At 66.9% G+C, this 14,482-nt stretch carries 9 protein-coding genes; 8 read left to right on the plus strand and 1 reads right to left on the minus strand.

The features are described from left to right. Positions 1-226 precede the first annotated feature (226 nt). The 8 genes from WIX41_RS07435 (at position 227) to WIX41_RS07470 (ending at position 13,580) form a co-directional block, all read left to right on the plus strand. Complete coding sequence (locus tag WIX41_RS07435; RefSeq protein WP_339446459.1) at positions 227-1,471, plus strand: efflux RND transporter periplasmic adaptor subunit; 1,245 nt, start codon at positions 227-229, stop codon at positions 1,469-1,471. 86 nt (positions 1,472-1,557) lie between these two features. Further along, complete coding sequence (locus tag WIX41_RS07440) at positions 1,558-4,788, plus strand: efflux RND transporter permease subunit (RefSeq protein WP_339446460.1); 3,231 nt, start codon at positions 1,558-1,560, stop codon at positions 4,786-4,788. Further along, entirely contained in the window at positions 4,785-7,907 is a 3,123-nt protein-coding gene (locus tag WIX41_RS07445; protein WP_339446461.1) for an efflux RND transporter permease subunit, read from the plus strand. Before WIX41_RS07440 ends, WIX41_RS07445 begins: the two co-directional genes overlap by 4 nt. A 240-nt stretch (positions 7,908-8,147) precedes the next feature. Beyond that, entirely contained in the window at positions 8,148-10,340 is a 2,193-nt protein-coding gene (gene yccS / locus WIX41_RS07450; RefSeq protein ID WP_339446462.1) for a YccS family putative transporter, read from the plus strand. A 54-nt stretch (positions 10,341-10,394) separates the two neighbouring features. Next, positions 10,395-12,284 carry an MFS transporter gene (locus tag WIX41_RS07455; protein ID WP_339446463.1) on the plus strand — a complete coding sequence of 630 codons (1,890 nt, stop codon included), beginning with the start codon at positions 10,395-10,397 and terminating at the stop codon, positions 12,282-12,284. A gap of 199 nt (positions 12,285-12,483) precedes the next feature. After that, complete coding sequence (locus WIX41_RS07460; RefSeq protein ID WP_339446464.1) at positions 12,484-12,774, plus strand: CD225/dispanin family protein; 291 nt, start codon at positions 12,484-12,486, stop codon at positions 12,772-12,774. Between the two features lie 43 nt (positions 12,775-12,817). Then, on the plus strand, positions 12,818-13,096 hold the full coding sequence (locus WIX41_RS07465; protein WP_214904460.1) for a CD225/dispanin family protein: 279 nt from the start codon (positions 12,818-12,820) through the stop codon (positions 13,094-13,096). A gap of 64 nt (positions 13,097-13,160) precedes the next feature. Further along, entirely contained in the window at positions 13,161-13,580 is a 420-nt protein-coding gene (locus WIX41_RS07470; RefSeq protein ID WP_339446465.1) for a DUF2752 domain-containing protein, read from the plus strand. On the opposite strand, the gene ampE is transcribed toward WIX41_RS07470, so the two are convergent. Continuing rightward, entirely contained in the window at positions 13,577-14,470 is an 894-nt protein-coding gene (gene ampE, locus WIX41_RS07475) for a regulatory signaling modulator protein AmpE (RefSeq protein ID WP_339446466.1), read from the minus strand. The genes WIX41_RS07470 and ampE overlap by 4 nt on opposite strands. Positions 14,471-14,482: the final 12 nt, after the last annotated feature.

Raw genomic sequence — 14,482 nt, forward strand, 5'->3', positions numbered from 1 at the left:
GCGTTGGGGGAAGAGCAGCCGACTGACAGTCGGCGCTACCGGCGAGGGTTGGCGGGGCGGCAGGGTGCCGCCGAGGCCGCCGCCGGGGTTCGGCCCGTTGAACCTTGCCGGCGCTTGCGGGTCTGATCGCCCGTCCCATTTGTCATGCATTAAAGGTCATGGCTGCCGGGTATCCTTCATACCTGCCAACCGGGCCCCGCCCTTCGCCAGCCTCAGGAGTTTTTGAATGTCGCGTTTCTGGAAGATCGTGCTGCTGGTGATCGCAGTACTGGTAGTGGGACTGGTGGGCATGCGCATGCTTGGCGGTGGCAAAGGCAAAGACGCCAAGGCAGGTCCGCAGGCCGAGGCCGGCAAGGACGGCGAGCGCGACACCGGCCCGGTGCCGGTGACGGTGATCGATGCCATGCGCCAGGACGTGCCGGTCTATGCCAGCGCGCTGGGCACGGTGAGCGCGATGAACACCGTGACGGTGAGCCCGCAGGTGGGCGGCCAGCTGATCAGCCTGAACTTCAAGGAGGGCCAGGAAGTGAAGCAGGGCGACCTGCTGGCGCAGATCGATCCGCGCACGCTGCAGGCCAGCTATGACGAGGCCGCCGCAGCCAAGAAGCAGAACCAGGCCCAGCTGGCCACGGCACGCTCGAACTTCCAGCGCTCCAATTCGCCCGAGTACCGCCAGTACGTGGCCAAGACCGACCTGGACACCCAGCGCAACCAGGTGGCCCAGTACGAAAGCGCGGTAGCGGCCAATGAGGCCAGCATGCGCGCGGCCCAGGTGCAGCTGCAGTACACCCGCGTGACCGCGCCCATTTCCGGCATTGCCGGCATCCGCGCGGTCGACGCCGGCAATGTGGTCAGCGCCGGAACCGCACTGGTCACCCTGACCCAGATACATCCGATCCACGTGGTGTTCAACCTGCCCGAGCGCCAGCTGCCGGAGGTGCGCCAGGCGCAGCAGGCCGGCCGGGTGACGATTGCCGCGCTGGACCGCAACGATTCGCACGTGCTCACCGATGGCGGCACGCTGGACGTGGTGGACAACCAGATCAGCAGCGACAGCGGCACCTTCCGCGCCCGCGCCCTGTTCGACAACAAGGACAACCGGCTGTGGCCGGGCCAGTTCGTCAACGTGCGCATGCAGCTGCGCACGATTGCCGGCGGCGTGGTCATTCCCACCCAGGCGGTGATGCGCGGCCCTGATGGCGAGTACGTCTACATCGTCAAGCCGGACAACACGGTGGCCATGCAGACCGTGAAGAGCGGTGTGGAAGTGGGCGACAGCCACGTGCAGGTTACCGAAGGCCTGAAGGGCGGCGAGCGGGTGGTGAGCGAAGGCCAGTTCCGGCTCAAGCCGGGCAGCAAGGTCACCGCGCTGAAGCCGGGCCAAACCCCGGCCGCGCCGACCGAAGCCGAACTCAAGGCCGCTGCGCAGAAGCAGGGTCCTGGTGGTCGCCGTGGTGGCGGCCCACGCTGACCGTGCACGCCGCATCCGCAACGCCGGCCCGGTGGCCGGCGTTGGTTTTCCGCATCGCCGTTTGACGTAACAGCAAGGATCCGCCCGTGGGCTTTTCGACGATCTTCATCCGCCGCCCCATCGCCACCTCGCTGCTGATGGCGGGCCTGCTGCTGCTCGGCATCCTTGGCTACCGCCAGCTGCCGGTGTCGGCGCTGCCGGAAATCGATGCGCCCAGCCTGGTGGTCACCACCCAGTACCCCGGCGCCAACGCCACCACCATGGCCTCGCTGGTGACCACGCCGCTGGAGCGCCAGTTCGGGCAGATCTCCGGGCTGGAGCTGATGACCTCCGATTCGTCGGCAGGGTTGTCCACGATCATCCTGCAGTTCTCGATGGACCGGGACATCGACATCGCCGCGCAGGACGTGCAGGCGGCAATCCGCCAGGCCACCCTGCCCTCGTCGCTGCCCTACCAGCCGGTCTACAACCGGGTGAATCCGGCCGATGCGGCGATCATCACCCTCAAACTCACCTCCGACACGCGCCCGCTGCGCGATGTGAACAACTACGCCGATTCCATCCTGGCCCAGCGCCTGTCGCAGGTGCAGGGCGTGGGCCTGGTCTCCATTGCCGGCAACGTGCGCCCGGCCGTGCGCATCCAGGTCAACCCGGCGCAGCTGTCCAACATGGGCCTGACCCTGGAAGACCTGCGCAGCGCGCTGACCCAGGCCAACGTCAATGCGCCCAAGGGCTCGCTCAACGGCAAGACCCAGTCCTACAGCATCGGCACCAACGACCAGCTGACCAGCGCGGCCGAGTACCGCGAGACCATCATCAGCTACAAGAACGGCGCGCCGGTGCGGCTGTCGGACGTGGCGCAGGTGATCGACGGGGTCGAGAATGACCAGCTGGCTGCCTGGGCCGATGGCAAGCCGGCAGTGCTGCTGGAGATCCGCCGCCAGCCCGGCGCCAACATCGTGCAGACCGTGGAGCGCATCCGCGCGCTGATGCCGCAGCTGCAGAACGTGCTGCCGGCCGACGTGCACCTGGACGTGTTCTCCGACCGCACCGAAACCATCCGCGCGTCCGTGCATGAAGTGCAGTTCACCCTGATCCTGACCATCGGTCTGGTGGTGGCGGTGATCTTCGTGTTCCTGCGCCGGTTGTGGGCCACGATCATTCCCTCGGTGGCGGTGCCGCTGTCGCTGGCGGGCACCTTCGGGGTGATGGCGTTTGCCGGCATGTCGCTGGACAACCTGTCGCTGATGGCGCTGGTGGTGGCCACCGGCTTCGTGGTCGACGATGCGATCGTGATGATCGAGAACATCGTGCGGTACATCGAACAGGGCAAGAGTGGCCCGGAAGCGGCCGAAATCGGCGCGCGCCAGATCGGCTTCACCGTCCTGTCGCTGACCGTGTCGCTGGTGGCGGTGTTCCTGCCGCTGCTGTTGATGCCGGGCGTGACCGGGCGGCTGTTCCATGAGTTCGCCTGGGTGCTGAGCATCGCGGTGGTGCTGTCGATGCTGATCTCGCTGACGCTCACCCCGATGATGTGCGCCTACCTGCTCAAGCCCGACGCATTGCCCGAAGGCGAGGATGCGCATGAGCGCGCCCACGCCGCCGGCAAGCAGACCGTGTGGAGCCGCACCGTGGGCCTGTACGAACGCAGCCTGGACTGGGTGCTTGACCACCAGCGCATGACCCTGGCGGTGGCTGCCGGCGCACTGGTTTTGACGGTGGTGCTGTATATCGTCATTCCCAAGGGCCTGCTGCCCGAGCAGGACACCGGGCTGATCACCGGCGTGGTCCAGGCCGACCAGAACATCGCCTTCCCGCAGATGGAACAGCGCACCAAGGCGGTGGCCGAAGCGCTGCGCAATGACCCGGCGGTAACCGGCGTTGCCGCCTTCATCGGCGCCGGCAGCATGAACCCCACCCTCAACCAGGGCCAGCTGTCGATCGTGCTGAAGGAGCGTGGCGACCGCGACGGACTGGATGAGATCCTGCCGCGCCTGCAGCAGGCCGTGGCCGGCATTCCCGGTGTGGCGCTGTACCTCAAGCCGGTGCAGGACGTGACCCTGGATACCCGCGTGGCCGCCACCGAATACCAGTACTCGCTGTCGGACGTGGACAGCGCGCAGGTCGCGCTGCAGGCCACCCGGCTGACCGAGGCGCTGCGCCAGCGCCCGGAGCTGGCCGATGTGGACAACAACCTGTCCAACCAGGGCCGCGCGCTGGAGCTGACCATCGACCGCGACAAGGCCAGCGTGCTGGGCGTGCCGATGCAGACCATCGATGACACCCTGTACGACGCCTTCGGCCAGCGCCAGATTTCCACCATCTTCACCGAGCTCAACCAGTACCGCGTGGTGCTGGAAGTGGCGCCGGAGTTCCGCACCAGCACCGCCTTGATGAACCAGCTGGCGGTGGCCTCCAATGGCGCCGGCGCGCTGACCGGCAGCAACGCCACCAATTTCGGCCAGGTCACCTCGTCAAACTCGTCCACCGCCACCGGCATCGGCGCGCAGAACACCGGCATTCCGGTCGGCGCAGGCAACATCATCCCGCTGGCGGCACTGGCCGAAGGCAAGGTCACCAGCACCCCGCTGGTGGTCAGCCACCAGCAGCAGCTGCCGGCGGTGACGGTGTCGTTCAACGTCGCCCCGGGTTACTCGCTGTCCGATGCGGTCAAGGCGATCGAAGAGACCCGCGCCAGCCTGGACATGCCGGCGCAGGTGCATGCGCAGTTCATCGGCAAGGCGGCGGAATTCACCGGCAGCCAGACCGATGTGGTGTGGCTGCTGCTGGCCTCGCTGGTGGTGATCTACATCGTGCTGGGCGTGCTGTATGAAAGCTACATCCACCCCATCACGATCATCTCTACCCTGCCCCCGGCCGGCGTGGGCGCGCTGCTGGCGCTGATGGTGTGCGGGCTGAGCCTGTCGGTGGATGGCATCGTCGGCATCGTGCTGCTGATCGGCATCGTCAAGAAGAACGGCATCATGATGGTGGACTTCGCCATCGAAGCGCGCCGTGCCGGTGCCAACGCGCACGAAGCGATCCGCCGCGCCTGCCTGCTGCGCTTCCGCCCGATCATGATGACCACCGCCGCGGCCATGCTGGGCGCGTTGCCGCTGGCCCTGGGCACCGGCATCGGGTCGGAGCTGCGCCGCCCGCTGGGCATCGCGATTGTCGGTGGCCTGCTGATCTCGCAGCTGGTCACGCTGTACACCACGCCGGTGATCTACCTGTACATGGAGCGCTATTCCGAATGGCTGCGCGAGCGCCGTGAACAGCGCGCGCTGCGCCATGCCGCCACCCAGGACCGCGCGTGAACATCTCCGGCCCGTTCATCCGCCGCCCGATCGGCACCGCACTGCTGGCCATCGGCCTGTTCGTGGTGGGGTTGATGTGCTACCTGAAACTGGGCGTGTCGGCGCTGCCGAACATCCAGATTCCGGTGATCTTCGTGCACGCCAGCCAGTCCGGGGCGGATGCCACCACCATGGCCTCCACGGTCACCGCGCCGCTGGAACGCCACCTGGGCCAGCTGCCCGGCGTGGACCAGATGCGCTCGTCCAGCTCCGAAGGCAGCTCACTGGTCTTCATGATCTTCCAGAGCGGGGTGGACATCGATTCGGCCGCGCTGGACGTGCAGACCGCGATCAACTCGGCGCAGGCCGACCTGCCCTCCGGGCTGGGTTCGCCGATGTTCCAGAAGGCCAACCCGAACGACGATCCGGTGATCGCCATCGCGCTGACCTCGCAGACGCAATCGGCCGATGAGCTCTACAACGTGGCCGATTCGCTGCTGGCCCAGCGCATCCGCCAGATCAGCGGGGTGTCGTCGGTGGATATCGCCGGCGCCTCCACCCCGGCGGTGCGCGTGGACGTCAACCTGCGCCTGCTCAACGCGCTGAATCTCACTCCCGACGACCTGCGCAACGCGGTGCGCGCGGCCAACGTGACCTCGCCTACCGGCTTCCTGACCGATGGCAACACCACCACGGCGATCATCGCCAACGATTCGGTGGCGCGCGCGGCCGACTTCGCCAACCTGGTGATCAAGACCCAGGACGATGGCCGGGTGATCCGCCTGAAGGACGTGGCCAACGTCTACGACGGCCAGCAGGATGCCTACCAGGCGGCCTGGTTCGACCACAAGCCGGCGGTGGTGATGTACGTGTTCACCCGCGCCGGGGCCAACATCGTGGAGACGGTGGACCGGGTCAAGGCGCAGATCCCGATGCTGCGCGATTACCTGCAGCCGGGCACCACGCTCACCCCGTACTTCGACCGCACCCCGACCATCCGCTCGTCGCTGCACGAAGTGCAGATCACCCTGCTGATCAGCCTGGCGATGGTGATCCTGACCATGGCGCTGTTCCTGCGCCGGCTGGCGCCCACGCTGATCGCGGCGATCACCGTGCCGTTGTCGCTGGCCGGTGCGGCCCTGGTGATGTACGTGTTCGGTTTCACCCTGAACAACCTGAGCCTGCTGGCGTTGGTGATCGCGATCGGCTTCGTGGTCGATGACGCGATCGTGGTGATCGAAAACATCATGCGCCACCTCGACGAGGGCATGCCACGCATGCAGGCGGCGTTGACCGGCGCGCGCGAGATCGGTTTCACCATCGTCTCCATCACCGCTTCGCTGGTGGCGGTGTTCATTCCGCTGCTGTTTGCCAGCGGCATGGTCGGCGCGTTCTTCCGCGAGTTCACCGTGACGCTGGTCGCCGCCATCGTCGTATCGATGATCGTCTCGCTCACGCTCACCCCCGCCCTGTGCAGCCGCTTCCTGAGCGCGCATACCGAACCGGACAAGCCCTCGCGGATCGGTCGTTTCCTGGATGCCACGCACGAACGCATGCTGCGCGTGTACACGGTCTGCCTGGATTTCTCGCTGCGCCACGCGCTGCTGCTGTCGCTGACCCCGATCCTGCTGATCGTGGCCACGGTGATGCTGGCCGGTGCGGTCAAAAAGGGCTCGTTCCCGCCACAGGACACCGGCCTGATCTGGGGCCGCGCCAACTCCAGCGCCACGGTTTCCTTCGAAGACATGGTCAACCGCCAGCGCCGCATCACCGACATGCTGATGGCCGACCCGGCGGTGAAGACCGTGGGCGTGCGCCTGGGCAGCGGCCGCCAGGGCTCCAGCGCGCAGTTCAACATCGAACTGAAGACGCGCAAGGAAGGCCGCCGCGAAACCACCGCGCAGGCCCTGGCGCGGCTGAGCGCCAAGGCCGACCGTTACCCGGACCTGGAACTGCGCCTGCGCGCCATCCAGGATCTTCCCAGCGATGGCGGCGGTGGCAACAGCCAGGGCGCGCAGTACCGGGTATCGCTGCAGGGCAACGACCTGGCCCAGCTGCAGGAATGGCTGCCCAAGGTGCAGGCCGCGCTGAAGAAGAACCCCATGCTGCGCGACGTCGGCACCGACGTGGACACCGCCGGGCTGCGCCAGAACATCGAGATCGACCGGGCCAAGGCCGCGCGCCTGGGCGTATCGGTCGGTGCGATCGATGGCGCGCTGTACGGCGCGTTCGGCCAGCGCCAGATTTCCACGATCTATTCGGACATCAACCAGTACAGCGTGGTGGTCAACGCGCTGCCGGAACAGACCGCCACCCCGCGTGCGCTGGATGAAATCCATGTGCGGGCCGGCAACGGCGAGATGATTCCCATCACCGCCGTCGCGCGCCAGGTACCGGGGCTGGCCCCGCCGCAGATCACCCACCAGAACCAGTACACCACCATGGACCTGAGCTACAACCTGGCCCCAGGCGTGAGCACCGGCGAAGGCGAGGCGATCATCAAGGCCACCGTGGACGGGCTGCGCCTGCCCGGCGATATCCGCATCAACGATGGCGGCGGCTTCAACGTGCAGCTCAACCCCAATTCGATGCTGATCCTGGTGCTGGCCGCCGTCATCACCGTGTACCTGGTGCTGGGCATGCTGTACGAAAGCCTGGTGCACCCGGTAACGATCCTGTCCACGCTGCCGGCGGCAGGCGTGGGCGCGCTGCTGGCGCTGTTCGTGACCAACACCGAGCTGTCGGTGATTTCGATGATCGCGCTGGTATTGCTGATCGGCATCGTCAAGAAGAACGCGATCATGATGATCGACTTCGCGGTGGTGGCCCAGCGCGAGCACGGCAAGAGCCCGCTGGAAGCGGTGCGCGAGGCCAGCATCGTGCGCTTCCGCCCGATCATGATGACCACCATGGTGGCGATCCTGGCGGCGGTGCCGCTGGCCATCGGCCTGGGCGAAGGTTCGGAGCTGCGCCGGCCGCTGGGCATCGCGATGATCGGCGGCCTGCTGTTCTCGCAGAGCCTGACCCTGCTGAGCACGCCGGCACTGTATGTGATCTTCTCGTGCCTGCAGCAGCATTGGCGCGCGTGGCGTACGCGCCGACGCGAAAAAGCATTGATCAGGCGCGCCGCACGCGCGTAGCGGAAGTCCGTCAGCGGCCAGGTCGACGTCGGCGGCCGCTTTGGCAGCCAGGCAGGGCCTGGCTCTACGCCTTGGACTGGCTTTCCTTCGGCCACCCACACCCGCCGGCCCAAACCGAGGACACCTGCACGTCACGGCTTTGGCTCTGGCTTTGGCTTCGAGGCCCCACTGCTACCAACCGGCTATGTCGGCTTCACTGCGATGACGCAATAATGAGGCGCCCCCGCCCCACGAGTCCGCATGTCCGCCCGAGAATCCCGTCTGAGTCGCCTGTGGGCGCATGAGAAGGCCAGCTACGGGCTGCGGGTGTTCATTGCGTTGTCCGTGGCCATGGGCGTGTGCTGGCACCTGGACCAGCTGCCCGCCCTGCCCGGCGTGTTCCTGGGCATCATTGCCAGCGCCATTGCCGAAACCGACGACAACTGGTGGGGCCGCACCAAATCGGTCGCCCTGTCGCTGCTCTGCTTCGTCATCGCCGCCGCTGCGGTGGTCGAACTGTTCGCCTGGCCCTGGCTGTTCATTGCCGCCCTGGCCCTGTCCACCTTCGGCCTGACCCTGCTCGGGGCGCTCGGCGAACGCTACGCCTCCATCGCCCAAGCGACCGTCACCCTCGCCATCTACACCATGATCGGCCTGGAACAGCACGGCGCCGCCGACCGCGCCCAGGCCGTTACCGCCGTCAGCCACCTGCTGGCCGGCGCCCTCTGGTATGGCCTGCTCTCCATCCTGTGGACCGCCCTGTTCGCCAACCGTCCCGTACGCGAGCGCCTGGCCCGCCTGTACCTCGAACTGGGCCGCTACCTGCAGCTCAAGGCCGACCTGTTCGAACCGGTGCGCGATGCCGATGTGCAGAAGCGCCAGCTGGCCCTGGCCGAACAGAACCGCCGCGTCGTCGAGGCCCTCAACATCGCCAAGACCGCCATCCTTGCCCGGTTCGGCCGCTCCGGCCGCCCCGGCGTGCAGTCCGGGCTGTACCTGCGCCTGTACTACATGGCCCAGGACTTCCATGAACGCGCCAGCTCCTCGCACTACCCCTATGGCGCGCTCACCGACGCCTTCTTCCACAGCGACGTGCTGTACCGCTGCCAGCGCCTGCTCGCCCTGCAGGGCGAAGCCTGCGCCAACCTCGGCACCGCCATCCGCCTGCGCCGCCCGTTCCAGTACGGCGACCGCACCCGTCAGGCCACCGCCGACCTGACCGACTCGCTCGCCTGGCTGCGCGACCAGCACAACCCGCAATGGCAGCGGCTGCTCTCCTCGCTGGAACTGCTCGGCCACAACCTGCAGAGCATCGAACGCCGCCTGTCCGAAGCGGCCCAGTCCGAATCCACCCTGGACAACGTCGACACCCGCCTGCGCGACACCAACCCGCACACCCTGCGCGAAATGGGCGTGCGCATCCGCCAGCAGCTCACCCCCGGCTCGCTGCTGTTCCGGCACGGCCTGCGCATGGCGCTGGCGCTGATCGTCGGCTTTGCCGCCATTCGTCTGTTCAATGCCCAGAACGGGTCCTGGGTGCTGCTCACCATCGTGTTCGTGTGCCGCCCCAACTTCGGCGCTACCCGGCAGCGGCTTGCCCAGCGCATCGCCGGCACCCTGATCGGCCTGGTGCTCACCTGGGCGCTGATGCAGCTTTTCCAAGACCTGCGCATCGAACTGCTGATCGCCCTGCTCTCGGCACTGCTGTTCTTCTTCACCCGCAGCGACCGCTACCTGGTCGCCTCGGCGGCGATCACCGTGATGGCGCTGACCTGCTTCAACCTCATCGGCGATGGCTTCCTGCTGATCTGGCCGCGCCTGATCGACACCCTGCTCGGCTGCGCCATCGCCGCCGCCGCCGCGTTCCTGATCCTGCCCGACTGGCAGGGCCGGCGCCTGGACCTGGTCATGGCGCGCGTGCTCGAGCGCTGCGCCGGTTACCTCAAGGCCGTGCTCGGCCAATACGGCAGCGGCATGCAGGACGACCTGGCCTACCGCATCGCCCGCCGCGACATGCACAACGCCGATGTGGCCCTGTCCACCGCGCTGTCGAACATGCTGCGCGAGCCGGGGCACGTGCGCGGCAACCTGGATGCCGGCTTCCGCTTCCTGGCCCTCTCCAACACCCTGCTCGGTCACCTGTCCGCACTCGGCGCCCATCGCGCCCAGCTGGACAGCTACGCCCAGGACCCACTGGCCCGTTCCAGCGGCGAGCGCGTGCAGCAGGCCATGCAGCAGATCGCCGGCGCGCTGGAACGGCGTGAGCCGGTGGACGAAGCGGCCAACGAGGGCGACCGTGCCCTGGCCGAACAGCTGGAGCAGCTCAATGATGAGATGCCGCCCAAGCTGCAGCTCATCCGCACCCAGATCGGCCTGATGCTGCGCCTGCTGCCCAAGCTGCGCGCGGCCGCGAACGAAGTCAGCAGCGGGGCAGAGCCCCGCTCTACGCGGTAGAGCCGGGCTCTGCCCGGCTGCATGTTAAGGTTCGCCGGTTCGCAAGGAGATTCCATGTCCGGCCACAGTCAGTTCGCCCTGCTCAAGCAGCGCCGCTTCCTGCCCTTCTTCATCGTGCAGTCGCTGGGTGCGTTCAATGACAACGTGTACCGCCAGGCCATCATCGGCCTGCTGTTCTACCTCGGCGTCAGCCAGGCCGAACAGTCGCTGTACACCACGCTGGCACCTGCGATCTTCATCCTGCCCTACTTCCTGTTCTCCGCCCTGGCCGGGCAGATCGCCGAGAAGCTGGAGAAATCGCGCCTGATCGTGATCACCACCACGATGGAGATCGCGATCATGTCGCTGGCGGCGGTCGGCTTCCTCACCCAGAACATGCCGATACTGCTTGGTGCCCTGTTCTGCACCGGGCTGCAGTCCACCCTGTTCGGCCCGGTGAAGTATTCGGTGCTGCCGTCGGTGCTCAAGCCCGAGGAGCTCACCGGCGGCAATGGCCTGGTCGAGATGGGCACCTCCATGTCGATCCTGACCGGCATGATCAGCGGCGGCATCATCTTCACCCTGGCCGGCAGCTTCGGCCCGATCGTGGCGGCAACCGCGGTGATCGCGCTGGCCATTGCCGGCAACATCACCGCGCGCATGATCCCCAAGGTCGATGCCGGCGCGCCCGACCTGAAGATCAACTGGAACCCCATTCCCGAATCGCTGGCGGTGCTGCGCCTGGCCAAGAAACAGAAGGCGGTGGCCAACGCCATCCTGGGCGTGTCCTGGTTCTGGTTCGTCGGCACCATGCTCACCTCGCAGCTGCCCACCTATGCGGTGGTCAACCTCGGTGGCGAACCGACGCTGTATATCTTCGCGCTGGCGCTGTTCTCGGTCGGCACCGGCGTGGGTTCGCTGCTGTGCGAAAAGCTGTCCGGGCGCACCGTTGAAATCGGCCTGGTACCGCTGGGTGCATTCGGTATGACCGCTTTCATGCTGGACCTGTACTTCGCGCGCGCCGGCACTGCGACCACCGCCGGGTTGAGCGTGGCCGCTTTCGTGGCCGCGCCGGGCAGCGTGCGCATCATCATCGACCTGGTGGGCATCGGCCTGTTCACCGGCTTCTTCGTGGTGCCGTTGTTCGCACTGATCCAGAGCCGCACGCCGAAATCGGAAATGTCACGCGTGTTCGCCGCGCTCAACATACAGAACTCCGGCTTCATCGTCGCCGCGGCGATGATCGCACTGGCCACGCAGAAGTTCCTGCACTGGACCATCCCGCAGCTGTTCCTGGCGCTGGCGATCGCCAATGCGGTGGTGGCGATCTACATCTTCACCATCGTCCCCGAATTCCTGATGCGGTTCCTCAGCTGGGTGATGGTGCGCTTCCTGTACCGGCTGCGCCCGCACGGCATCGAAGCCAACGTGCCAGACGAAGGTGCCGCGCTGATCGTGTGCAACCACGTCAGCTACATGGACGCACTGATCCTGTCGGCGACGATTCCGCGCCCGGTGCGTTTCGTCATGTATTACAAGATCTTCAACATCCCGGTGATGCGCTGGATATTCCGCACCGCCAAGGCCATTCCCATTGCCGGCGCACGCGAGAACCCTGCGCTGATGCAGGCCGCGTTCGACGAGGTGGACAAGGCGTTGGCCGACGGCGAGCTGGTCTGCATCTTCCCCGAAGGCGCGCTGACCCGCGATGGCGAGATGGCCGCATTCAAATCCGGCGTGGAAAAGATTCTCGAACGTCGGCCGGTGCCAGTGGTGCCGATGGCCCTGCGCGGCATGTGGGCCAGCATGTGGAGCCGGCGCGACACCCGGCTGGGGCGCATGCGCGTGCCACGCCGTCTGCGCGCCCACGTTGAAGTGATCGCCGGCCCGCCGGTCGAGGGCGCCACTGCCACCGCCGAGGGGCTGGAAGCGCAGGTCCGCACGCTGCGCGGCGATCACGGCTGAAAATGGCAAAAGCCGGCGGATCTGACAGCAAAGGGTCACAAAACAGCCGGCATCCGTCCGCGCCCACAGGGGAAAAAATCCAGTGCTGCTGTCATGTAAACGCATACATCGCGGGGAACATCGGGTAGATTACCGCCCATAGGGGGTGTCGATTGGCGTTGGGAGATGCCAAGAGACAGCCAATGGAATGGAGTCGTACTTGAATCATCTGCCACCACCCACCCCACCGGGCGTTGTCGTCCCCAACCATCTGGTCTGGGCGATCCTGACAACGTTGTTCTGCTGCCTGCCGTTGGGCGTAGTGTCGATCGTGTACGCGGCCCAGGTCGATGGCCGCCGCGCGGCCGGCGACCTGGCCGGCGCCTACGACGCATCGCGCAAGGCCGGCGGATGGGCATTGGCATCGGCACTCGCCATGCCCGTACTGCTGCTGTTGTGGTTTGGCCTGTTTGGCGGCATGGCCGCGCTGGGCGCTCTTTCCGACCTGTGAAACACCCTACATTCAACTCACCCCAGAAAATGGAGCTTCACCCATGAACGCCACTGCCCCACAAGTCCCCAACAACCTGGTCTGGGCCATCCTGACCACCCTGTTCTGCTGCCTGCCGGCCGGCATCGTGTCGATCGTGTATGCCGCACAGGTCAACGGCAAGCTGGCTGCAGGTGACATCGCCGGCGCACAGGAATCGTCGAACAACGCCAAGAAGTGGGCCATGTGGTCGGCCATCATCGGCGTCGTGGCCATCGTGCTTTACATCATCCTGGTCGTGGTGATGGGCATCGGCGGCGCGCTGGGCGGCGGCAACTACTGATCGCCTCCTGGACGGCCCGGTCCGGCGCCCGCACGGGGTGCCCGGCTCGGGCCGTTCTGCCGTCATGACGATGCCTTCCCGTTCCACCCTGTCGCGTTGGGCGCCGCTGGCCATCAGTGCCGGGCTGGCCGTGGGCGCGACCGTGGTGCTGCGCCATGTCAGCCCGTATGCCAGCAACAGCCCACTGCCGGGCTGCCCGCTGTATGCATTGACCGGGTTATATTGCCCTGGTTGCGGCAGCACCCGCTGCCTGTATTCGTTGGTGCACTTGGACTGGTCCGGCGCGATGGCGATGAATCCGCTGCTGGTGATTTCGCTGCCATTCCTGCTGCTGATGCTGCTCAACAACGCGGGCCTGCGCATGCGCGCACTGGACCCGCTGATGCGGGTGCTGGCCAATCCCACGTTCTGGTTGGTGCTGCTGGTCGGTTACGCGGTGCTGCGCAACCTGCCGTGGGCACCCTTCACGGCATTGGCGCCCTAAGTCACCCAACCCGCGATCACCAGCAACGCCAGCGCGGCCATCCACAGCAGCAGCATGCGCCAGACCAGGCTCATTGCATCACGCAGCTCGGGCAGCCGGCGCCATACCGGCACCATGCCCGCATCGCTGTAATCGTGCGCGTCTTCGCGCAGCTCGGCGCTGACGCTGGCGCGTGCCACGGCGCCCAGGAAATCCGTGGAAGCCGCCCAACTATTGCCGTGCGCCTCGCGCCAGGCCTTGTACGCCGTATCGAAGTTGCCCACCAGCGCCATCGACAGCGACATCAGCTGCGCCACCGGCCATTCCAGCCAGGGCAGTACCTGGCGCGCGCCAACCACCGTCTCAACGTCGGCCAGTGAGCGCATGGGCCCCACCGCCAGCAGCGCGAGCAGCCGGTAAGCCAGCGCGCCCACCGGGCCCAGCAGCAGGAACCAGAACAGCACCGCGAACCAGCGCCGCAGTGCATTGAGTACGGTGGCTTCCACCAGCGAGGGCACGTCTTCGTGCAGGCTGCCGCCGGCGGACTGCAGCTGGCCGATGGCCGCATGCCGGGCGTGTGCGTCGTCGGCGTCGATCACCGCTTCCACGTCGCGGTCCAGGTCGCGCGGGCCCCAGCAGATCACCAGCGTGGCGATGCCCAGCAGCAGCGATGGCAGGCCGAACAGGCGGTCATGCAGCGCCCACTGCAGCAGCGCCAGCGCCAGCACGAACGGAATCACCGCCACCGCCCAGCCCTGGCGCCCGCGCCAGAAGCCGGTTTCGGCCGCGTGCGCGTCCAGCCACTGGAGCCAGCGTCGGTACCCGCCGAACCGGCGCAGCGCCACGGCCGCGGCAGGTGCGACATGGCCCAGGGCCAAGGCGACCAGTACTGCGACCAGGGTGGTGAACATGACGGCCTCCGT

Source organism: Stenotrophomonas sp. AB1(2024) (genome assembly GCF_037482345.1).
Classification (GTDB): domain Bacteria; phylum Pseudomonadota; class Gammaproteobacteria; order Xanthomonadales; family Xanthomonadaceae; genus Stenotrophomonas.